General features: G+C 60.6%; 20 protein-coding genes. All 20 read right to left on the bottom strand.

Annotated features, from left to right (window positions below):
• Positions 1-46: 46 nt before the first annotated feature.
• Complete coding sequence (tssG, locus tag FUU19_RS15175; RefSeq protein ID WP_230490822.1) at positions 47-1,117, bottom strand: type VI secretion system baseplate subunit TssG; 1,071 nt, start codon at positions 1,115-1,117, stop codon at positions 47-49.
• The gene (gene tssF / locus FUU19_RS15170) at positions 1,114-3,000 is read right to left on the bottom strand and encodes a type VI secretion system baseplate subunit TssF (RefSeq protein ID WP_230507151.1); all 1,887 of its coding nucleotides are present in this window, start codon (positions 2,998-3,000) and stop codon (positions 1,114-1,116) included. The genes tssG and tssF overlap by 4 nt, the downstream gene beginning before the upstream one ends.
• Positions 3,001-3,004: 4 nt before the next feature.
• Positions 3,005-3,580: a type VI secretion system baseplate subunit TssE gene (locus tag FUU19_RS15165; RefSeq protein WP_197833636.1), complete on the bottom strand. Its 576-nt coding sequence runs from the start codon at positions 3,578-3,580 to the stop codon at positions 3,005-3,007.
• A gap of 2 nt (positions 3,581-3,582) precedes the next feature.
• Positions 3,583-4,404 carry a type VI secretion system accessory protein TagJ gene (locus tag FUU19_RS15160; protein WP_347343973.1) on the bottom strand — a complete coding sequence of 274 codons (822 nt, stop codon included), beginning with the start codon at positions 4,402-4,404 and terminating at the stop codon, positions 3,583-3,585.
• 15 nt (positions 4,405-4,419) lie between these two features.
• Positions 4,420-5,406: a type VI secretion system-associated protein gene (locus FUU19_RS15155; protein WP_230490824.1), complete on the bottom strand. Its 987-nt coding sequence runs from the start codon at positions 5,404-5,406 to the stop codon at positions 4,420-4,422.
• A 28-nt stretch (positions 5,407-5,434) separates the two neighbouring features.
• Positions 5,435-6,208, bottom strand: coding sequence for a PP2C family protein-serine/threonine phosphatase (locus FUU19_RS15150; protein ID WP_038876757.1), 774 nt, complete (start codon positions 6,206-6,208; stop codon positions 5,435-5,437).
• Positions 6,208-7,944, bottom strand: a complete 1,737-nt coding sequence (tagH, locus tag FUU19_RS15145) for a type VI secretion system-associated FHA domain protein TagH (RefSeq protein ID WP_230490825.1) — start codon at positions 7,942-7,944, stop codon at positions 6,208-6,210. Before tagH ends, FUU19_RS15150 begins: the two co-directional genes overlap by 1 nt.
• A 480-nt stretch (positions 7,945-8,424) precedes the next feature.
• Positions 8,425-8,760 (bottom strand): T6SS amidase immunity protein Tai4 family protein, encoded by a 336-nt coding sequence (locus FUU19_RS15140; protein WP_227255704.1) that lies wholly within the window; start codon positions 8,758-8,760, stop codon positions 8,425-8,427.
• Between the two features lie 69 nt (positions 8,761-8,829).
• Positions 8,830-9,183, bottom strand: a complete 354-nt coding sequence (locus tag FUU19_RS15135; RefSeq protein WP_230490940.1) for a T6SS amidase immunity protein Tai4 family protein — start codon at positions 9,181-9,183, stop codon at positions 8,830-8,832.
• 12 nt (positions 9,184-9,195) lie between these two features.
• A complete protein-coding gene (locus FUU19_RS15130) occupies positions 9,196-9,654 on the bottom strand; it encodes a T6SS amidase immunity protein Tai4 family protein (RefSeq protein ID WP_230490826.1) in 459 nt (152 codons plus the stop codon).
• A complete protein-coding gene (locus FUU19_RS15125) occupies positions 9,651-10,154 on the bottom strand; it encodes a type VI secretion system amidase effector protein Tae4 (protein ID WP_071525932.1) in 504 nt (167 codons plus the stop codon). Before FUU19_RS15125 ends, FUU19_RS15130 begins: the two co-directional genes overlap by 4 nt.
• Before the next feature lie 51 nt (positions 10,155-10,205).
• Complete coding sequence (locus FUU19_RS15120; protein ID WP_038876771.1) at positions 10,206-10,688, bottom strand: Hcp family type VI secretion system effector; 483 nt, start codon at positions 10,686-10,688, stop codon at positions 10,206-10,208.
• Positions 10,689-10,987: 299 nt separating this feature from the next.
• Entirely contained in the window at positions 10,988-11,479 is a 492-nt protein-coding gene (locus tag FUU19_RS15115) for a T6SS effector amidase Tae4 family protein (protein ID WP_033653618.1), read from the bottom strand.
• Positions 11,476-11,859: a Rap1a/Tai family immunity protein gene (locus tag FUU19_RS15110; protein ID WP_149559209.1), complete on the bottom strand. Its 384-nt coding sequence runs from the start codon at positions 11,857-11,859 to the stop codon at positions 11,476-11,478. Before FUU19_RS15110 ends, FUU19_RS15115 begins: the two co-directional genes overlap by 4 nt.
• Before the next feature lie 67 nt (positions 11,860-11,926).
• A complete protein-coding gene (tssC, locus tag FUU19_RS15105; protein WP_122016288.1) occupies positions 11,927-13,432 on the bottom strand; it encodes a type VI secretion system contractile sheath large subunit in 1,506 nt (501 codons plus the stop codon).
• Between the two features lie 3 nt (positions 13,433-13,435).
• The gene (gene tssB / locus FUU19_RS15100; protein ID WP_047730442.1) at positions 13,436-13,972 is read right to left on the bottom strand and encodes a type VI secretion system contractile sheath small subunit; all 537 of its coding nucleotides are present in this window, start codon (positions 13,970-13,972) and stop codon (positions 13,436-13,438) included.
• Between the two features lie 122 nt (positions 13,973-14,094).
• Positions 14,095-15,126, bottom strand: a complete 1,032-nt coding sequence (gene tssA / locus FUU19_RS15095) for a type VI secretion system protein TssA (protein WP_230490827.1) — start codon at positions 15,124-15,126, stop codon at positions 14,095-14,097.
• A gap of 23 nt (positions 15,127-15,149) precedes the next feature.
• Positions 15,150-15,869: a type VI secretion system-associated protein TagF gene (gene tagF / locus FUU19_RS15090; RefSeq protein ID WP_197833639.1), complete on the bottom strand. Its 720-nt coding sequence runs from the start codon at positions 15,867-15,869 to the stop codon at positions 15,150-15,152.
• Between the two features lie 18 nt (positions 15,870-15,887).
• Positions 15,888-19,523: a type VI secretion system membrane subunit TssM gene (gene tssM, locus FUU19_RS15085; protein ID WP_230490828.1), complete on the bottom strand. Its 3,636-nt coding sequence runs from the start codon at positions 19,521-19,523 to the stop codon at positions 15,888-15,890.
• Positions 19,523-20,743 carry a DotU family type VI secretion system protein gene (locus FUU19_RS15080; protein WP_060427397.1) on the bottom strand — a complete coding sequence of 407 codons (1,221 nt, stop codon included), beginning with the start codon at positions 20,741-20,743 and terminating at the stop codon, positions 19,523-19,525. The genes tssM and FUU19_RS15080 overlap by 1 nt, the downstream gene beginning before the upstream one ends.
• Between the last annotated feature and the right edge of the window lie 2 nt (positions 20,744-20,745).

Below are 20,745 nucleotides of genomic sequence, written 5' to 3'. Positions count from 1 at the left end.
AGGTCTCAGAGTGGCCTGGCGCCGCAGGGCGCCGGCCGAAATAGGGTCAGAACGGATTTTCCAGCGGTTCAGGGCTGAAGATCAGATCGTCGAGATCGCGTTGTCGCCGATCGTCGGCCAGCCAGCTGCTCAGGCCCAATCGCTGCGCGCCGCCGAGCTGGAGGCCGTGCGCCTGTTCCTTCTCCAGGATCAGGCGCACTTCCCAGACGAACTCGATGCCCAGGTATTGGCGCACCCAGTCGCGCAGCTGCCGGCACAGGTCGGCGCCGGGCAGGAAGCGGTCATAGTCCCGCTGCGGCATCGGCCCCAGCTCGATGCGGAATTTGTGCTGGATATCGCGCACCGCGATGCCGAGAAAGGCCGACTCGCCGAGCCGCGGTGCACCGCGCCCGGCCTTGAGCCGCGCCTGCTCGCGCGGCTCCACCCGCAGCCAGTGCGGCACGTTTTCGACGATGCGCACCGGCACCTTGAAATACTGCTGCAAAATCTTGCTCAGGCCTTCCGGATCGCGGCTGTGGCGAATCAGATGACCGGCCATAAAATGTTTGGCGTGGGCGTTGATGCTGTCGCGTTCCTGTTGCGCCGGCTGGCCGATGCCGATCAGGCTCGACAGGTATTCGTCGAAGCGCCGGTTGTCCGGGCGATCCAGCGATACCGTCGGCTGCGCGTCGGCCCAGGCGCGGTAAAACAGCAGCGTCAGCCGGTGATGGAACAGGTTGGTGAACGCCAGCAGGGTGGTGTCCTGGTGGTGGTACACCCGTTCGCGCACGTATTCGGTCAGGTGCAGCGGCAGCGGCCCGTTGGGGCCGAACAGGCCGAAGCTGAAGATCGAGACGTCGTGCAGCGGGCTGTTGGCGCGCGGCGCCACCTGCGCCAGCGTGGAGGGCGCGAACGACAGCGACGGCTCCTGGCCCAGGCGCAGCATCTCGTGGCGCGGCAGCGGCGCGCGCCCCAGCAGGTAAGGCTGGCCGCCCTGGGCGTCGATACGGCGCAGCAGCTGAAACAGGTCGTGCTTGTAAGGTGCGCTGCGCAGCCGCGGCCAGAAGTCGTCCGGCAGGCGATACAGCGCGTTGATCTGCGGCGGCGCCAGTTCGGTGGCGATCATCTCCGCGTTCATATCAGCGTCCTTTTGCCCATGCGCGCCTGCCAGTGGGCGATTTCGCCGCGCTGCTGGCTGGAGAGCGTCATCTCGGTGAAGGTGTTCATCGCCACCAGGCGCGAGAACAGGCGCTCCAGCACGCTGCCGAGCAGATAAGGGCTGTTGCCGGAGAACGCCTGCTCATCGACCGTCAGATCGATGGCGATGCCGCGCGCGAACACGATGGGGCCCGGCTCCGGCACTCGCCGGTAGACCGGCCGCAGGTTACAGTGGCGCACGCCCTGAATTTGTTTGGCGATCGCCGGTTCGCTCAGGTTGCCGTACAGCCCCAGCAGTTGGCGCAGGCTGGCGGCACCCTGTTCCGGATCGCCGTCCATCATGCTGAGGTAGTTCAGCTGCAGCTGGCTGATCAGCCGCCAGGTGATCATCCCTTCGGCCAGCGCCGGGCGCGGCGGGGTGGGGCCTTTGCGCAGCGAGACCTGCTTGATCGGGATCGAGTCGGGCATCACGAAGTTGCCCTGATCTTGCTGCAGCAACATCAACGGCAGGTCGCGGCTGGTGCACAATACGTCGGCGGTGAGGTATTTCAGATCGCTGTGCCACGGCGATTGCCGCTCGTCCACCAGCGACACGAACACTTCCGAACCGGCATAGCCGGTGCGGGTGCCGTAGCGGCGGGCGTGCTCCGACAGCGTGCGCTGTTCGCGCCGCAGCGAGAAGTATGCGCCATAGTTGCCGTCGTCCGCGCTCAGGGTGCTGTAAAACGGCCGAAACTCTTGCTCGTAGCGTTTTTCGCTGGCGCTGCCGCCGAGCCGCTGCACCGAGAATACCTCGTAATCCAGCGGCCGGATATTGTCGACCACCAGATGGTATTCGTGGTTTTTTTCGTTGATCGCGATGCGTTCGGCGACCTTCGGAAACAGGTTGATCACCGGCGTGCAGTGCAGCGCCAAATGGGCGGCGTCGACCACCCGATCCAGCGCGGCGTCGTGCCGATCCAGCAGCACCACGATCTCGAACTGGCGCAGCGCCTTTTTCCCTTCGCGCACGCTCTGCAGCAGCGGGCGCAGGCCGTTGACGCTGAAAAACTGGAAGCGCGCCGGGAAGGCGAAGTACTCCTGCAGCAGCCGGTAGCCTTCAAAGTTGCGCAGGTCGTTGGGCAGCAGCGCCTGTTCGGCGGCGAAGCCCTCCTGCCGCAGCCCGTCCAGCGCCAGCGCCCGCCGCTGCGGCTGCGGTTCCACCGTTTGGCAGACAAGCCCGACGCTGTGCTGCATCAGCAACTCCAGCAGCTGCTGCGCCTGCATGTCCGGCCCGGCCAGGTAAAACATCAGCTGATCCAGCCGCAGGTTGTTGAGCGTTACGCTTTCGTAGCACTCAAGACGAATGCGCAGCGCGCTGACGCAGCCGCTGTGCTGCAGCCCCAGCGAGGCCAGCGGGATATCGGCCGGAATGCCCCCCAGCTCGACGCCGGCGATGCGCACCGGCTGTAGCGTGACGTCATGCGCCGTGGTGTAACTGCAGGTAATGCCGCTTTTCTTCAGCGTCTGGCTGTCCATCATGGTGCCGCGCGGCACCACGAAGCCGTTGCTGATGTCGCCTTTACTGCTGTCCGGCTGCAGCTCGGCGATCGCCATCGACGGCGTCGGCGACAGGTAGTTGGGGTAGATGATCTCCAGCAAGCGCTGAGAAAAGCGCGGGAACTCGGCGTCCATTTTCAGCTGCACGCGGGAGGTGAGGAAGGCGAAGCCCTCCATCAGACGCTCGATATAAGGGTCCGCCACGTCGATGCCGCGCATGCCGAGACGGCCCGCGACCTTCGGGTACTGTTCGGCGAACTCGGCGCCCATCTCACGCAGATAGGCCAGCTCGCGGTTGTAATAGTCTAACAGTTTACTGTCCATCGCCTTACCCTATGTCTTTCAGATCGAAGTGGCCGTTTTCCAGATCCACGTCGGTACGGAACAGAAACTCCAGCGGATAGGGCACGCACCACAGGCGGCCCTTGATTTCGATCGACAGCACGTTGTGCAGCTCCAGCGAGCCGGTGTCCGAGATGCAGCGCACCTGCAGCCCCTCGGGCAAAATACGCGGTTCGAAATGGATAATGGACTCGGTCAGCGCGCGCTGAATGTCGAGCCATTCGATGTCCGACATGCGCTTGCCCGCCAGCGAGGCGATGCCGTAATTCAGCGTGGAGCGCCGTACCTGCGGAAAGTCGCCGAGATCCAGATTGGATTCGCTGTTGACGCAGTTGAACAGCCACTGCAGATCGCGCAGCACCCGGCGGCGCAGCTCGCTGTGTGACACCAGGTTGCGCACCTGCGCCTCCTGTTTTTTCTGCGGTTCGTCATCGGTCAGCATGTCGAGCAACACCGGCTGCATTTTGTCGCGCGACGTCAGGCGTTCGCTGTCCTGACGATAGCGATAGCCCTGGCGGCGCAGATCGCCGCCGTCGTAGTGGGGTGGGCGCTTATCGTTCATGTTCAGGCGCTCGCGTCGAAGCTCAGCTGCCGCAGGCTGTGCAGCGGGAATTCGTCGCTTTCGCTGAGCCAGGTCTTCAGGCCCAGCCCCGCATAGTGGGTACCGTCGCCCAGCGGTTGCCATTCGGTGCGTTTGCCGAGCAGCAGCGCGTCGTCGCTGCCTTCGGCCAGCGGATAACGGGCGGGCAGTTGGCACACCTGTTCGCGGCCGTCGGTGAGGCGCACCAGCGCGTGGCTCCACACCAGATCGATGGCGCTCTGCGGCGCCTGGAGCTGGATCGCGGCGATGTCGGCAAACGGTAGCCAGTAGTAAACGCCGTTCAGCGCCAGCTCGCACACCGGCCCAAGGCGGCCGTCACCGTCGGTCAGCCAGTCGAAGCTCAGCTGCCGTTCTTGGTCGCCTTCGGACAGCGTTAACCGCCCGGCGCCGGCCGGGGCGGCCTCCAGCGCTTCGTCACGCAGCGCCTGGGCCTGTTCGGCCGCGCCTTGTGCATCCTGATGCAGCGCCTGCACCATCAGTTTCAGCCAGGGCTGATCCTGCCGCAGCAGCGCCGGCGCAGCCGTACCGGCGAACACCGCCTGGCGTTGCAGCTCGGCGTTGACCGACTGCATCAGCAGCAGCGTGGTCGGTTGGGCGATCGGTTTCAGCGCCTGCCAGGATTTCAGCTGCGCGTTGGCGCGCGTCCAGTTGCCGCTCAGGCACAGCAGTTGCACCAGCGCGGCGCGCAGGTCGGCATCCGCCGGTTTTCCCTTGATCTCGTTTTCGACGGCGGTGATGGCCGCGCCGATCGACTGGCCTTGCAGCATGCTTGCTAATGATTTCACAGGCTTTCCTTATAATCAGTGAGTGGCGCCGTTAACCGACAGGTAGCTGCCGCTGGCGGGATCGACCCGGTCTGCGGCCAGCTTTTCCACCAGCTTGAAGGTCAGCGGAGCGGGGGCGCTCAGCAGCGGTTGCCAGGCGGTTTGCGCCTGCTGCAGGCGCTGTTTGACCTTGTTCTCGTCGGCGGCGTCGATGCGCGGCATTTCAACGATCGCTTCGCCATTGAACGCCCAGGCGTGCAGCTTCGGTTCGAAGCTCAGCAGCAGGAAGCTGCCCGGTGCCTGCGGGTTACCGCCCAGAACCAGCCGTTGGGCGTTGGCGCTGACGACGGTCAGCGCGCGATCGCCGCCGTTGATCTGCGCCAGCGGATAGCCCTGCAGGAACCACAATGTCGGCGAGAGGGTTTGGCCGCCCTGTTGTAGCGTGACCGCGCCGCTGCCCTGCAGCCAGCCGTCCTCGCCGCAGCGCAGCGCGTCGCCGGCGGGAATGAACAGCGCGCCGCCGTTGGCGTCGTCATGCCAGAAGGTGCGGAAGTGGCAGCCCTGCGGCAGGTTGAAACGCTGAGGCGGCGCGGGGTCGGCCAGCGGAGAGGTCACGGCGACCGCCGCAGGGATCGCCGGCTGCGGCGGGGCTTCCGGCTGCGCGACGGCCTCCTGTTTGACCACCGGTTTCCAGCCGCGCGCTTTGGCGGCTTCGCCGCTGGCCAGCTTTTCACCGCGCTTGTCGGTCAGCGTCCAGGGCAGGTGGCCGGCTTTCGGGCACTGCTTTTCCAACAGATTGCCGACGCGCGGCAGAAAGTCGTTCAGCACCGCCGGATCTTTGCCTTGCGCCGAGACGATGCGCAGCGGAATGCTCTTGCCGCACCAGCTTTCGGGATTGCTGTTTTTGACGTCATCGATAAACACTTCCAGCTTCTGGCTGGGGGAGTAAACCAGGCGATAGTTCATCGCCTGCGCGGTCGGTACCGCCATCAGGGCGACGAGCCCCGGCATCCAATATTTCATAGTGAACCTTGCTGTGAATGTGCGCTGCTCAGTCGCGGCTCAGAAACCGCTCCGCATCCGCCAGCGAATGCAGCAGGGTGGTTTCCTGCGGTGAGCCAATCCAGACGGCGATAGCGCTGTAGTTATCGCTGTTATTGTTTTTCTTCCATGCCTGCTGCATCAGGGCGATCCACTCGCTGGGGGAGTTGACCATGTGCAGCGACTGTTCCAGTTCGGCCTGGCTGAAGCTGTGCCAGAAGCCGTCGGTGCACAGCAGGAAAACGTCGCCGTCTTCCAGCTGCAGCACGTCGCTGTAGGTGGCGTCGCGCTCTTCGTTCAGCCCCAGCGCGAAATACAATAGGTTGCTGTTGATGCCGTTGGTCTGATAGCCGGCGTCCTGCATCTGCTGGATCAGGCTGTGGTCGGTGGTGACGGCATGCAGGTAGCCGCGGCGGAACAGGTACAGGCGGCTGTCGCCGGCGTGCGCCCAGTAGGCCAGCTGGTAATCGCGATCGATAAACAGGCTGACCAGCGTGGTGCCCATCTTGCTGTATTCGTCCGACTGCCGCTGCTGCTGGTGGATGGCGGCGTTGGCGCGCGTAATGTGCTGGCGAATGCTTTGGGCGTTCAGGTGCTTTTCGCCGTCGAAGTTATGCAAAATGGTGTCGCGCGCCAGTTTGGCGGCGATATCGCCGCCCGGAAAGCCGGCGATGCCGTCGCACACCACGAAGCAGGCGGCGCGGTTGCCGAGCACCTCGCCGGTCTGATCCTGGTTGGAGGCGCGGCCGCCCTGGTTGGAGGTAGAGGCTATGGTGATATTCATTACGCGTCCGGTTTGGTCTGTGAGTCTTTGTATTGATTCACTTCAACGTCATAGGCGTGCAGGAAGGCTTCGCCGAACAGGGTGTGGAAATCGTCCTCGATCTCGCCGGAGGTTTGCTGATAGTTCTTCACGAAGTAGTCCCACAGCGCAGCCTTGCGGTTGGCGGGCAGCGACAGACGCGGCGCCACGCCTTCCTTGCGCGCTTCCTCTTCGAGGCGCTCCGGGTTGAACGACTGCAGCATGGCGGCGATGATGGCGCGAATGCCGGCGATCATCCCCAGCTGGTGCGCCTGCAGATCGATCAGCGCATCGCGCACCGCCTGCTCCGGCGGCATAAAGCCCGGCATCTGGCTGCCGAACATCTGCATCAGCACCGTTTTGCCCGAAGGCAGCAGCTTGAACGGGTTGTTGGCCTCGTCGAGGATCATGGTCATCTCGGCCTTCACGCCGCGCTTGAGGATCGAGCGGGATGAAAGCAGGGCGACGGTGCCTTGCGAGAACAGGCTCAGCAGGCGGCCGGCCTGGCGGATCTGCCGTTCGTCGAAATGCGGCTGCGGCTGCAGATCGTCGAGGCCGATGCCTTGCAACAGCGCCGTCAGCAGCGGCCCCTCTAAGGTGTCGCCATTCGGCACGGCGGCATGCTGCCGCTGGGCGGACTGGTAAGCGACCGGATCGATGCCCAGACGGTTGCCCTGGCGCGGGCGCGGCGGCTGCGTAGGCGGTTCCTGCCGGCTGAACTGCGGCACGGGTTGGGGCTGTGGCTCAGGTGTCTGCACGGGTGGCGGCGTCGGCTGTGGGCGTGGCGCTTGCGGTTGTGCGGCGATCGGCGGCGGAGACGGCGGTGTGGGCAGCTGTACCGGCTCCTCCGGCTGAGCCAGCGGCACGGCGCCGCCCATCAGCAGCCCCAGCGGATCGTTGCTGTTTAGCGTCTCGGGCGAAGCGGGCGCGGATGAACCGCCGAACAGCGCCAGCGGATCCAGCTCCTGCTCCGGTTGCTGCGCATTCTGAGCCGGGGTTGCCGGCCGCGCTGGCGCAGCCTGCTCCGCCAGCAGCGCGCTGGGGGTGGTATCGGCCAGGATGTGTTCGCGCTCAAAGGTGGTGTCGGTGTTGAACAGCGCCGCCGGATCGGTTTGCTGCTGCTGCAGCTGGCGCAGATCGACATCGCCCGCCAGCTGCGCCAGCGGATCGGCCGGGTTCAGCTCGCGAGCGGGGGTATCCAGCAGCGGGTGGCTGCCTGGATTGGCGACCGGCGGCGGGGTGACGGCGGCCGGCGCATTCGGGGTAAATTCTTCCACCAGGCTGTCCCAGATTTCGTTGGGGATTGGCGCGGCGGATTTTTCTTTGGCGGCGGCTGCAGGGGCCGCAGCAGCGGCAACGGCGGCGGCCTTGGCCACCGGTTGAGCCTGTGGCGCGGCGTGCTGCTGCAGCGCGCTGACTTCAATCTGGTAATCGTCGATGCCGAGCACGTCGCCGTCCTGCAGTTCAACCTGGCGGCCGCGTTCCAGCGGAATGTCATTCAGCAGCACGCGGGTAACGTTGCCGCGGTTGGTGATGCGGCATTCGCCGTCAGCGGAAATATGCACAATCGCCTGCAGCCGGGAAATGGCGCGCTCTTCGTCCGGCAGCACCAGGTTGTTGTCCACGCTGCGGCCGATGGTGCCGCCCGGCGGCAGAAAATCGCAACTGCTCTGCGGCGGAACTTGGCCGCTTTTATTTTTTACAATGGAAAATCGCATAAGGCATTCCTGCTGATAGGGATTGTAGACTGCTTTGGACGTATGTTGATTTAGTCATCTAATCTGATGGCTAACTTCTATTCTTTTCTTTTTTGTAATAGGTGTTTTTTGGTAGTTGAGTTAAGTAGATAAAGGTGAATATCAAACTGCCGTAGCGAATAGAGGCATAGTTATCGTTGCCTAGTGGGTAGAAGAGATTAAGAAAGTCATTCCCGTATGCAAAGATTGAGAGCTGTATAACGCCCATGGCAACCACAATGAGACAGTTGAAAACAAAAAGTAGATAATTGTGTTTGCGAGCCGATAATTTTTTTAAGTAATATAATGCCACTAAAGTGATGAGTGATAATGAAAAATAGGAAAGTAAGAATCCATATGAGTAAGTTGATAGCGTTACGTCTGGAGTCATGTTAATAATCAATAAATTTTAATTCTCTTGAGTTGATAACTTTATGAAATTGGATTCAACAATCCTGACTATTACTTAGAGTAACGTTCAAAAATGGTTTCAGCTTCACTGGCGTTCTGTAGTGAAAGACAATCTAAAGTATGGTAAGTCCCTTGAACTGAGCCTTGGCTATTTTTATTTGCGTACTGTTCAGCCAGTTTTTCACCTTGTTCGAATGCATCCATCGGCAGTTTACTCAACTCTAAATAGGCGGAAGCGGAACGGAAGGCGTCTTGCTTGGTTCTTTCTGAGTCAGTGGACTTCCCAATGCAGCGGCTGGTTAACCAATTTTTATATAGTGCCTCTTGCGATAAAGCATTGAGTGAGTTTTCAGCAAGGACTACATGGCTTCCGAGCAGCAGAGACATTAAAAAGTACGTGTATCTTCTCATCCGAGATAACCTTTGATATGAGCCGTCGTTTGAGCAACTCTGATATCAGTTGTCGTCTTTCCCTTGGTATTTCTTGATGATGGCTTGCAGCGCTTGGCTATGTACAAGATCGATGCACTTGGCCATCGTCATCGGCTCCCCAGACATACTGTCATAGGGCTTTGCCAGAAATTCTTTTGCCAGCGTCCTGACGGCGGTATGCGCTTCCAGAGAGTAATCGCCGAATTCCATGTAACCTCGAGCGGCGGCGGCGGCATCGTTTTTGACTTCTTTTGCTGAGTACCCCTCGGCGATGCAAACGCTAAGCGCGTAGTTTTTGAGGTACTCAGCAGGGGAATAGTCAATTTCTGTCGCTGCATTGACGTTCAACGTTGCGGCGATGGCCACAGTTAGTGAGATTTTTTTCACTGATTATTTCCGAGGAGGATTTTCATTTACTCTGTCCGGATTGTCTTTCACCCAATTATCATTAGGGCGCTGTACATAATCTTTCGCAAGTTTGTCAAGTTCTTCACTATGGTACATATCCATGCACTTCATTAAGTCTAAGCGGATTTTCCCATCCTTAGCATTGTAATTCTTTTGCAAATACTGCTTTGTCAGCTTGATGATAGGGGATTCTTCATCACGAATTGCATAGTATGACCAAGCATCGATACCATTCGATGAGGCAATTGCATCTTTGCTAGCCTCTGGTGATGTCTTATAAGCGACGGAAATGCAGTAGGTCAGAGCGATATCCTTGTAGTTTTGCAAATAGTTTCGGTACGCCGCTTGCGGTGGCCACTTTTCAATGGGTTCTTCTTGGTTTTTCTGTGCTATAGTACAAGTAGCATATATACAAAGAAAAGAGATAAGGATTTTTTTCATCTCAATACCCAAAAGTTAGCGTAATTTGTTGTATAGCGAGCTTCTGGTTCATTGAAATAACAATGATCATAACAATCGCCGTTCCCATTCCAAAGCGTAGCATGTCCTCCAGCATCGCTCCAACCTGCAATTTCAAACAGTATGATCCCTTTCTTTCCGGCTAATTCACCACCACCTGGAGGAGGGAATTTGACTCGAAGGTCGGGTTTGCCCCAGATCTTTGTCAGATAAGCGATAAGATCTTTAACTCTAAAAAAATACCATTGACGATCGGCGCCTGATACGGTCTGATCTTTTACATAAGGAATGGGGAAGCCAGATTTATTCAAGATGTAGCTCATACGCACAGCGCAGGTGTTTTCCCACTTTCCATTGGGCGCAATATTCATGGCGACACGCCCGCCGATAATCTTGGCAACATTTTGAGCTGAATATTGAGCGTTATATATTTTAGTGCTTGCAGCCCATGCGGCTGAAAAAATGGGGCGATTATTATTCATTGTTATTTCCCTATATTAATCCCCCCGGCCGTAACCGGGGGGGCATGCAGATTAAGCTTCGCGGTTTTCCTTGATGTTCCAACCTGCGCTGCTTTCGGCGCCTTTGCCGCCTTTGTCGCTCTGCTCCCAGTATTGCTGTTTCACTTTCGCCGCCTGGAAGGAGTAGGTGACGCCCACGGTGTCTTCGCCGCCTGCACCGGTGTACTGCACGGCGGTGACCAGCACGTCTTCCAGGGTGATTTTTGCGTATTCAACCTGGCTACCACCCGCCTTACAAACCGACAGCTCAATCTTGGTCAGGTGTTTGCCGCTTGAGCAGTGTTTCAGCAAGGCCGGGGTTGACTTGTCGATCAGCGCGTTGACGTGCAGATCGTTGAAGCACACTTTGCCGGCGCCACCGCCGCCGCCAACGCCCATATTCCCCGGTTGAGAAGCGCCCCAGGAGAAAGAAGTAATGTCGGTCCAGCCTTTGTGATTCGAATCTTTGGATTCGCCGCTGGCACCTTCAACTTTCAGGAACATATCAATAGCCATAGTTTCTTCACTCTTTATTAAGGGTTAACAGTAGTATTAACGTTACGTTGAAAAACTCAGGTAATAGCAGCAGGAATTGCAAGTGTGGTAATGCATTACCAATTTATATCCTTGTGCCATGCACCTTCTTAAATACCGAAAACTATCGGTACGGGTTACCGAGCCACTATTAAGTGCTAATGGCTCAATGCTTAATTACTTCGCGTTGTCTTGATTCCACGTGCGATCTGGGTTGCCTGCTATAAGCAAACATGCAGTTAAACCAAACCTCATGCATTTACTGATAAGCCGATGAAACACTAGCTCAATTCCCAAAACCAGACTTCTTTGCAGTTAAAATAGCAATGGGAATGGCAGGTCAATAGCGAGTTTTCTGGTTCGATAAGATCAATGTGTCCGCCATCATAGTTGGTGATCTTATTAAAGAACACGACGCCTTTTTTATTGCCTATACCCTTCTCAGCATCTGGAGCATTAAAGAAAATGTTGGCTTTGCCAAAACTACTGGAGCGATGCAACTGATCGGCCAGCAGTTTGGCTCCAGGTTCAATCGTTTTACCCTTATAGGCGCCTTTTTTGATTGGCAGGCGGCCTTTGAAGCTGATGCCGGCTTTCAACAGCGCCAGGCTCATGCGGACGGCACAGGTATTGGCATAACCAGGGTTTTGCTTTAGAAGCGTATCAAGCTCATAACCAATCTCGGCGTAAACGGCTTCTGCTGCCAAATATCCCGGGCTAGAGTAATCAGAGGAGTAATGGCTGCTTTTTAGCTGACGATATAAAGGTTTCATGCTTTGCCTCCTTTGCAGGGGAAGCGAGTTGCCAGGGCCTCTTCAATCAGGGGGGCAGCCCTTTCGTGCAGGCGCGCAGCGGGAAGTTTATTAAAGAATTCGAACACAAACTCCTGCAGAGTGATGGTTTGTAGCTGGCTGTATTGGCACCAGCTTTTGCCTTCCGTCGCGTCCAGCACGCCCAGCAAATAAATCCGCGCTTTCTCTTTTTCCTGTTTATCTGCACTGCGATAGAAACGGAAAAAGTCGCTGCCTGGCAGATTGACATCATCGGACGTCAAATGCGCTATCGATGTCTGCTCTGCGAAAGCTGGCGGCGCGGCGGAAAGCGAGCAGACGACAGCCAACAGCGATGCCAGATAAAACCGTTTTGTCTTCATCTTTCTTTCCCTGTGATGAGGTTGATGTATCAGCCAGGCCGCACTATCGCGGCCTGACTTCAGTCCATCAGGACGCGTCGTTTTGCTTCAGTGAAGGCAGTTTCGACACCAGGCGCAGGGAGACGGTCAGGCCTTCCAGCTGGTAGTGCGGGCGCAGGAAGAACTTGGCGCTGTAATAGCCCGGGTTGTCTTCGATCTCTTCCACCTGCACTTCCGCCGCGGCCAGCGGTTTGCGCGACTTGGTTTCCTGCGAGGAGTTGGCCGGATCGCCGTCCACGTAGTTCATGATCCAGTCGTTCAGCCAGCGTTCCATGTCGTCGCGCTCGCGGAAGGAGCCAATTTTGTCGCGCACGATGCACTTCAGGTAGTGCGCGAAGCGACAGCAGGCGAACAGGTACGGCAGGCGCGCGGAAAGCTGGGCGTTGGCGGAGGCGTCGGCATCGTAGTATTCCGCCGGCTTCTGCAGCGACTGCGCGCCGATAAAGGCGGCGAAGTCGGAGTTTTTGCGGTGCACCAGCGGCATAAAGCCGTTTTTGGCCAGCTCGGCTTCGCGGCGATCGCTGATGGCGATCTCGGTCGGGCACTTCATGTCCACGCCGCCGTCGTCGCTCGGGAAGGTGTGGCACGGCAGGTTTTCCACCGCGCCGCCGGATTCCACCCCGCGAATGGCGGTGCACCAGCCGAACTCTTTGAACGAACGGTTGATGTTGGCGGCCATGGCGTAGGCGGCGTTGGTCCAGGTGTAATTGCCGTGGGTCGCGCCGTCGGTTTCTTCTTCGAAGTCAAACTCGTCCACCGGGTTGGTGCGGATGCCGTAGGGCAGGCGCGCCAGGAAGCGCGGCATCACCAGGCCCAGATAGCGCGCGTCTTCCGATTCGCGCAGGCTGCGCCAGGCGGCGTACTCGGTGTTCTGGAAGATCTTGGTCAGATCGCGCGGGTTGGACAGCTCCTGCCAGGACTCCATCTGCATCACGCTCGGCGCGGTGCCGGCGATGAATGGGCAGTGTGAGGCGGCGCCGATCTTGGCCATTTCGCCCAGCAGCTCCACGTCCTGCGGGCTGTGATCGAAGTAGTAGTCGCCCACCAGGCAGCCGAACGGCTCGCCGCCGAACTGGCCGTATTCTTCTTCGTAGACTTTCTTGAAGATCGGGCTCTGGTCCCAGCCCACGCCTTTATAGCGCTTCAGCGTGCGGCCCAGTTCCTGCTTGGAGATGCTCATAAAGCGGATCTTCAGCATCTCGTCGGTTTCGGAGTTGTTGACCAGATAATGCAGGCCGTGCCAGGCGCCTTCCAGCTTCTGGAAGTCGTCGTGGTGAATGATCTGGTTGATCTGCTGCGACAGCTTTTCGTCGATTTCCGCGATCAGCGCCTGAATGGTGCGGTAGGCGTCGGAAGAGACGGTGACGGTGTTTTCCAGCGCCTGTTGCGCCAGGGTTTTCACCGCATTCTCGACCGCTTCTTTGGCCTGATCGGTCTTCGGCCGGAACTCTTTGTTCAGCAGCGCGCTGAATTCATCGCTGGAAAAAGTCTCGGTGGTTTGCAACGCATTGTGTTGCTGAGGCGAGTTGCTCATCGATTAATCCTCACGCTCGTTGTTGTCATCGTTAACCGCCGGCTTCGGCGCGTCGGTCAGGGATTGCAGCAGCGCCGGGTTTTGCAGGATCTTGGAGATCAGTTCTTCGGCGCCGTTCTTGCCGTCCATATAAGACAGCAGGTTGGAAAGCTGGGTGCGGGCGTCCAGCAGATTGCCCAGCGAGTCGACCTTGCGGGCGATAGCGGCGGGGGAGAAGTCTTCCATGCTTTCGAAGGTCAGATCGATGTTCAGCTTGCCTTCGCCGGTCAGGGTGTTATCGACCTGATAAGCGACGCGCGGCTTCAGTGATTTCATGCGCTCGTCGAAGTTGTCGACGTCGATCTCCATGAACTTGCGTTCTTCCACGCTGGCTTGCGGATCGACCGCTTTCCCCACCAGATCCGCCATCACGCCCATCACGAACGGCAGCTGGATTTTGCGCTCTGCGCCATAAATTTCGACATCGTATTCAATCTGTACGCGCGGCGCGCGGTTGCGGGCGATGAATTTCTGCCCGCTGCGGGATTTCGAGTTTGACATGATTTACTCCATCTAATGGCGATTGGGAACGCGCCTCGTCCGACTGGGAGAGTCAGGTTCTGATTCGGGTCTGCGCCGGGGCAGACGGTATCGGGTGTCGTCAAGAGAACAAAAGTCGGCGGCTAGCTGTTCTCCTCGTTGTCGGGGCGACCGAGAATGGTCTCCAGTTGGTTAAGCCCATCGGGCGCCAAATCGCGGACGATTTGCATAAAGTCCAGCGTAATCAGCCGCTGGACCCGATCGATCATCAGCGGCGCCGGGTGGCTCGGCTCATGAAGACGAAAATAATTTTTCACCTTGTCCAGCATCAGCTGGGCGTCGTCGCGCGACTGGATCTGCGCGCTGCGCCAGTTGAGCGGTGCCGTGGCGCTTTGCATCGCAGCCGGTTGTTGCAGGGCGGCGGTTTCCGGCGGGGCTTCGGATTCGGCGGCGGCCGGGGCATCGCTCTGGCCGGCGAGCGCCACCAGAGAAAATACCTTGGTCAGCGCGCTCATTTCCGGCAGGGCGCTTTCCCCCAGATGGCGGGTCACTTCACTGCGAATGGCGCCCAGGGTGTTGGCGATGTGGATCACCAGTGCGCCTTCGGGGCGGCCCTGCTGCGCCAGCTCATCCTGCAGCCGTGCGCGGCCGCCGGGAAAGTTGGGGCACTCTTGCTTGCTGCCGTCGAGCAGGGCGCCGGCATCGCGCAGCGAGATTTCACCGGCGGCGCTTTTCAGCAGCGGCGCAGTGCGCACGCTGGCGGCCAACGCGGCTTTGTCGCCGAGGTCGGCCAACGCATTGATGCGAAACAGCGGGTCGGCTTCGCCGTCGAACGTCAATGCCGGCTGCAGGGCATCCCAGTAACGGAGTATCGACTGGTGGATCAGCGTCAGCCCGTCGGCGTAGCCCGGCAACCCGCGCAGCTGGGTCCAGGCGCGGGTGAGGTACAGCATGACGCGCAGGTCTTTGGTGCGCGCCAGCAGCGAGGTCGCGAGGCGTTCGACCTGCACCCAATCCGGCGCTTCTTCCGGAATGATGGTGCTGCCGAACTGCTGTTCAGCCTTGCCGGTGGCGGCGCGCGCCATGGCCAGAAAGTCGGCGTCGTATTCCAGGTTGTCGCCGCAGGGATTGTCCGCGTCAACCGGGGCCAGCAGGGTATCGGTGTCGATAGCCATAGAATTTCCTTCAACGAACGATGTTAATCAAACATTTGCGGGTACTGGCCACCGCGGCCGGGGCGCGCCCAACCGTTGGGCTCGAACAGCAGTGAAAACAGCTGCACGGTGAGGTTGCCGCTGTGCACGTGAGTGTAGAGCGGGTGTCCGTCGGCCTGATTGGTCCACCAGAAGCTGGTGTACTGCGCCGGGTCGAAACAGTCGGCGGCCTGTTGCCAGCCGAGACCCGGCACGTCCGGATGCTGAAAACCGATAATCGACAATATCTCGGAATCCGCTTCCGCCGGCGGGCTGGGCAGCGCCGGGATTGCCTGCAGCGTGCGGTCGATCTGTTCGGCGGAGAAGCCGTTGCGCACGCCGTTCAGCAGGGTATGGCCGAGCTGCTGGTACCAGCTCGCCGCCATGTTCAGCTGTTGCGGGCGCCATTCTTGCAGGCTGAACAGGCGCAGCGCGCAGATCGGGTAGCGCCGCCCGACGCGATCGCGCGCCGGCAACAGGCAGCCCATCTGCACGTACGGGCTGCCGAGCGTGGCGGGGATCGCGAAGTTCCACACCGGCGCGTTGCTGAACGGGTGGCCGTTTGGCCCCTGCGCATCGCGCTGCAAATTCACCAGCCCGTTATGGAACCAGTGGGCCCAGTTATTGACCACCGGATCGGGCAGGCGGCGCTGCAGAAAATCGCCGGCGGAAGGAAGTTTGCCGTACCAGCCGAGGCTCGTCGGGGCGCTTGAATCAGTGCTCATGGTCATGTCCTTTCGGGGCTACGGGCACGAGAAGGCCGGCAGTTGGAACGGATTGCGGATGCTGTTGGGCGTGAACTCCAGCGTGACGCGATGGCCGTCGAGATTAAACGTCGCCTGGCGGCCGAGGCCGCCGGTGCCCGAGGATTGCGCCATGTCCACCAGGCGGTTCAGCGCCCATGGCCCGCTGGTCACCAGGCTGGCGGTGGTGCCGTTGGCCAGCGCCAGCTGCAAATGCACCTGGTTGGTATTGCGGGTGCCCGGCCAGCTGACCACCAGCGGCACCTGTGGGCCGTGGCTGTATTTGAACAGCTGCCCGTCGATATCCAGCGTCAGGTTGAGGATGTCGTTATCCATCCGCACCGGCCGCACGGTCACGCGGTAGGAGGGCGTCGCGGTGCCGTTGGCGAAGAAGGCGTCGCGGATGCGCTGCGCCTGCTGGAACGAACGCAGGATGCCTTCGCCGCCGGGCAGCGTCTTACCGTCCACGCCGGGGGTGAAACGCCAGTTGGCGCGGGTGGTATCGACCTTGCCCTGCAGGTTGTCGCGGAAGAAGCTGTCCATCAGCCCGCTGTTCGGCGCGAACATGCGCGCCAGATCGTCCGGCGTCACGTCCTGGCGCGCCCGGGCCACCAGCGGATAACGCCCGGCGATCGCCTGGCGGCAGAAGCTACCGACCTCGAAACTGATGCGCTTTTTCACGTTCTCCATCTCTTTGCGCTGGGTGTCGCTGCTGGCGCCGATCGCCAGCGACAGCAGCATCTGTTTGAATGGCACCGGCAGGCGGCCGGATTCGGCCTGCAGGCGCGGGATGATGTCGCTCGGCGGCGCCGACATGCCGCTGTTGGCCGCACCCTGCACCGCGGTCAGATAACTGTACAGCTCATCGACCTGCTTCAGCACGCTGTCGAAAGGGATCGCCTTATTGCCTTCACCCTGACTTTGCGCCAGCTCCAGCAGCGGCGCGAAGTGCGCCATCACCAGCTGTTCCGGCTGGGCCGACACGTCGCCGTCGGCGTTGGCCGGCCGGTTAGTGAACAGTGCTTCCAGCGTGCGGTTGGCGTTTTGATTCAGCCTGTCTTCGGTTTTGGCCAGCAGCGAGCGGGAGTCGCCGTCGCTTTTCTCGTCGCGCAGGGTGACGTTTTTGCTGACGTTGACCAGCAGGTTGCGCATCGGCGACGGGTTGCCGGACAGCAGGCGTGCGCTGCTGATGCGCTGGGTCAGGTTGCCGATGTTGGCCAGTTGGATATCTCCCAGCAGCGCATCCCAGGCGCTGATGAAGTCCTGCATGTACAGCTGGCGGATGGTCTTGGTCAGATCGGCGCTTTTCTGCTCCGGCGTCTGGCTGTTCAACACCCAGACGTCTTCCTTGCGCAGGGTGTCGGTCACCGGGTCGATGTTGTCGTTGAACGCTTTCCAGTACCCTTGTGAGGTGAACAGGCCCGGCACGCCGTCGGTCACCGGTTTGCCGCTTTTGCGGCTGAACGCCAGTTCGGTCTGCGGGCCGGCCAAATCGACCAGGCTGACCGGCTTGATGTCGGTCTGTTTCAGCAGCAGGCGCTTGAGGCGGCCATAGACGCGCTGCGACAGCGGCGCCCGATTGATGGCGGCCTGCGCTTGCGCCACCAGCTGTTCATCTTTGGCGTAAGGCGAGGCCTGGATCTGCGCATCCAGCAGCTGGCTCAGGTGCCATTCGATCTGCTGCAGCTGTTTCTGCGTGCTGCCCTGCGGCAGGTTGCGTTGCAGGTTGAGCATCACCCAGGCGCGCAGGAATTTGCCGTCGTACTGCTTTGGCAGATACAGCATCTGATAGGCCTTCAGCGCTTCGTAGCTGAAGTCCGCGTCGCCGTGGTTGTCGTTGCGCAGCGTGGTGGCGATCTGCTGCGCCACCTGCGGCAGCAGCAGTTCTTTCAGCGCTTTTTGGTACAACGCATTGCCGGCGTCGCCCACCTGATCGCCGCGGAACAGCCCCATGCGGTAGGTGAACGGCGGATCGTCCAGCGAAAAGTTCTGGCTGTCCGGCAGGTGCAGCAGGCTGTTGAGGAACGGCAGCAGCGAGAACATGTCGCCGTTGCCCAACTGCGTCAGGTTTTGCCCCTGGCGCTCGACGCCGGGCACCTTGGCGGCCACTTCCGCCAGATAGGCCTTGTTGTTGCCGTAGCTGGTGAACCAGAGCATCGCCAGCACCGCCAGGATCACCGCCAGCGCGATGTACCCCGCCCAGTGCAGGGCGCGGTTGCGGTATTCCCACCAGCGGTTGCTGCCCGCCAGCCCGGATTCCTGGAAGACCACCGATTCCAGCGTCTCTTTCAGGAAGAAGCTCTGGCCTTTGGCCGCCGGGATCGGCGCTTCCTGGCCCACGCTGTCCCAGGCCGCGTTGGCCTGCGCCCCTGAGTTGGCCGCCGGCAGCTGCAGGTAGCGGTTCAGCTCGCCCATCACCCGGTCGAACGGCAGGCCTTCCTGCGTGCCGCTGGTGAAATAGATGCCGCGCGGGGTAAAGCGGGTTTCAAAACTGGAGGTGGCGAACACCTGTTCCAGGTATTGGCTCAGCAGCGGGCGCAGCGCGGCGAACTCCTGCGGGAACAGGTAGCTTTCGGCGCGCTGGCGCGCGTCGTGCTCCATCAGCAGCGTATCCGGCAGCGCCGCGTCCAGCCGCTGTTGCAGCAGGGCGTATTGCTGTTCGAAGGCGGCGTTCAGATTGAAGTCCGGCTGCCGCGAGCGCTCGTAAGGGAAGGTGAATCCCCAGATCTGGTCGCGCTGCGCTTTGTCGAAGCTGCCGAAGTAGGCCATAAAGCCGTTGAGCAGGTCGGTTTTGGTCACCAGCACATAGACCGGGAAGTGAATGCCCAACTGCTCGTGCAGTTCGATCAGGCGTTTGCGCAGCGCACTGGCCTGAGCGCTGCGTGCTTCGGCGCTGTCGCTCAGCAGATCGGCGACGCTGATGGTCACCATCACGCCGTTGATCGGCTGGCGGGTGCGGTATTTTTTCAGCAGCGCGACGAAGCTTTGCCACTCGCCGGCATCTTCTTCGCGCTGGCTTTCCTGGGTGGTGTAGCGGCCGGCGGTGTCGAGCAGCACGGCGTCGTTGGTAAACCACCAGTCGCAGTTGCGGGTGCCGCCCACGCCGCGCAGCGCGGCTTTGCCGAAGCGATCCGCCAACGGGAAGTGCAGGCCGGAGTTGACCAGCGCGGTGGTTTTACCGGCGCCGGGCGCGCCGATGATCACATACCACGGCAGCTGGTACAGATATTGGCGGCTGAAGCGGGTCATCCAGCGATGTTTGCCGTCGCCCTGGCCCGGTGCGAAGCGCGCCTTTTTCAGCAGCTGCGCGGCTTCGTCGAAACGCTGCGCCAGCTGATCGTCTTGTTTGACCTCGGGCTTGCCGTCTTCCACCGGCACCGCTTCGGCGGCGCGCAGATTGCTCAGCAAACGACTGTTGAACCAGGCGCTGTAGAGGCGCGGGATCAGGCGGCACAGGAACCAGATCAGGTAGATAACGCCGATGGCGATCTGGCGGTTGAGTTCCGGCTCCAGCGGGCGATAGTCGCCGATGGCCACCAGCGGGCCGATCGTCCAGATGATGAACGCCAGCGCGGTGATGCCGACAAAGCCCCACAGCAGGCGGCTGGTGATGATGGAGAATAACGTACTGAGCATTACTTTCCGGTTCCTTGCGGCAAGCCGTTGATTTCCGCCTGGGTGTTTTCCGGGGCGACCAACAGCGTAATTTCTACCCGGCGGTTCAACGCACGGTTCACTTTGTTATCGTTCGGCGCGACGGGGTTGCTCTCGCCGCGGCCCTCGGCCTTGACCCGCTGCGGGTTGGCGAGGTGTTTTTGCAAGCGGGCGCTGACCGCTTCAGCGCGCGCCAGCGACAGCTCCCAGTTGGAGGCGAAACGGGCGCTGCGGATCGGCACGTTGTCGCTGTAGCCGGTGACCAGGATCTTGCCGCTGACGCCGTTCATGGCGGCGGCGATGCGGTCGATGACCGGGATATAGTTGGCGCGTACCGTGGTGGCCGCGGAGTCGAACAGCCCGTCACCTTTGAGGATCACCACGCTTTGCTGCGCTTCGTCGCGCACCACCACCAACCCCTCGGCGATCTCTTTACGCAGGAAACTTTTCAGGCTCAGCGTCGGCGGCGCGGCCGGCGCCGGGTTACCGATCGCCACCTGCGGCAGATTGGTTTGGTAAATCGCCGCCAGCACCGGGCTGGTGTTGTCGCCCAGCCGCCAGTTGAGGGCGATGAACAGCAGCGAAGCCAGGAAGCCGGTCAACGCCACGCAGGCCCACAGCGGCACCAGCGGGCGCCACAGTTTCTGCTGTACCGGCAGGTCCAGCGCATGAGGCGACAGCGGCGGGGCATAGCCGCCACGCACCGATCGGATCAGCTGCAGCAGGCGCTGCTTCATGGTTTCCAGCTGCGAGCGGCCGTTTTCCATCACCCGGTAGCGGCCTTCAAAGCCCAGCAGCAGGCAATAATTGATCAGCTCCAGCAGGTTGATGTGCTCGCGCGGGCTTTGCGACAGCTTGGCCAGCAGCTGGAAAAACTTCTCGCCGCCCCAGGTTTCGTTATGGAAGGTCACCAGCAGCCCGCTGCCGGACCACACGCTGTTGCTGCCCCACGGGGTCAGCGCCGCCGCTTCATCCAGCGCGGTGCACAGGCAATAACGCGCGCCGATGATCACTTCGTACGGCAGGTTGGCGCGTTGGCCGCGGATCTCGAAGCGGCGCATTTCGTCGATCAGCTGTTGGCGCAGCTGCGCCGGGTTGGCGTGCGTGGCCGACTGGCGGATCTGCGAAATGGCGTTCAGCAGCGGGTTGGCGGCATCTACCAGCGGGTTGGCCGCCGGCGCCGTGCTATTTTCCTGAGTCATAG

It is taken from the genome of Serratia montpellierensis, from assembly GCF_020858655.1.
Taxonomy (GTDB): domain Bacteria; phylum Pseudomonadota; class Gammaproteobacteria; order Enterobacterales; family Enterobacteriaceae; genus Serratia; species Serratia montpellierensis.
The sequence above is the reverse complement of the archived record's forward strand: the minus strand, read 5'-3'. Positions and strand labels throughout refer to the sequence as shown.

What these genes read in the sequence shown, in the direction of transcription:
- tssG (WP_230490822.1), bottom strand. Translation starts at nt 1,117, where the DNA reads ATGAACGCGGAGATGATCGCCACCGAACTGGCGCCGCCGCAGATCAAC.
- tssF (WP_230507151.1), bottom strand. Translation starts at nt 3,000, where the DNA reads ATGGACAGTAAACTGTTAGACTATTACAACCGCGAGCTGGCCTATCTG.
- FUU19_RS15165 (WP_197833636.1), bottom strand. Translation starts at nt 3,580, where the DNA reads ATGAACGATAAGCGCCCACCCCACTACGACGGCGGCGATCTGCGCCGC.
- FUU19_RS15155 (WP_230490824.1), bottom strand. Translation starts at nt 5,406, where the DNA reads ATGAAATATTGGATGCCGGGGCTCGTCGCCCTGATGGCGGTACCGACC.
- FUU19_RS15150 (WP_038876757.1), bottom strand. Translation starts at nt 6,208, where the DNA reads ATGAATATCACCATAGCCTCTACCTCCAACCAGGGCGGCCGCGCCTCC.
- tagH (WP_230490825.1), bottom strand. Translation starts at nt 7,944, where the DNA reads ATGCGATTTTCCATTGTAAAAAATAAAAGCGGCCAAGTTCCGCCGCAG.
- FUU19_RS15140 (WP_227255704.1), bottom strand. Translation starts at nt 8,760, where the DNA reads ATGTCTCTGCTGCTCGGAAGCCATGTAGTCCTTGCTGAAAACTCACTC.
- FUU19_RS15130 (WP_230490826.1), bottom strand. Translation starts at nt 9,654, where the DNA reads ATGAAAAAAATCCTTATCTCTTTTCTTTGTATATATGCTACTTGTACT.
- FUU19_RS15125 (WP_071525932.1), bottom strand. Translation starts at nt 10,154, where the DNA reads ATGAATAATAATCGCCCCATTTTTTCAGCCGCATGGGCTGCAAGCACT.
- FUU19_RS15120 (WP_038876771.1), bottom strand. Translation starts at nt 10,688, where the DNA reads ATGGCTATTGATATGTTCCTGAAAGTTGAAGGTGCCAGCGGCGAATCC.
- FUU19_RS15115 (WP_033653618.1), bottom strand. Translation starts at nt 11,479, where the DNA reads ATGAAACCTTTATATCGTCAGCTAAAAAGCAGCCATTACTCCTCTGAT.
- FUU19_RS15110 (WP_149559209.1), bottom strand. Translation starts at nt 11,859, where the DNA reads ATGAAGACAAAACGGTTTTATCTGGCATCGCTGTTGGCTGTCGTCTGC.
- tssC (WP_122016288.1), bottom strand. Translation starts at nt 13,432, where the DNA reads ATGAGCAACTCGCCTCAGCAACACAATGCGTTGCAAACCACCGAGACT.
- tssB (WP_047730442.1), bottom strand. Translation starts at nt 13,972, where the DNA reads ATGTCAAACTCGAAATCCCGCAGCGGGCAGAAATTCATCGCCCGCAAC.
- tssA (WP_230490827.1), bottom strand. Translation starts at nt 15,126, where the DNA reads ATGGCTATCGACACCGATACCCTGCTGGCCCCGGTTGACGCGGACAAT.
- tagF (WP_197833639.1), bottom strand. Translation starts at nt 15,869, where the DNA reads ATGAGCACTGATTCAAGCGCCCCGACGAGCCTCGGCTGGTACGGCAAA.
- tssM (WP_230490828.1), bottom strand. Translation starts at nt 19,523, where the DNA reads ATGCTCAGTACGTTATTCTCCATCATCACCAGCCGCCTGCTGTGGGGC.
- FUU19_RS15080 (WP_060427397.1), bottom strand. Translation starts at nt 20,743, where the DNA reads ATGACTCAGGAAAATAGCACGGCGCCGGCGGCCAACCCGCTGGTAGAT.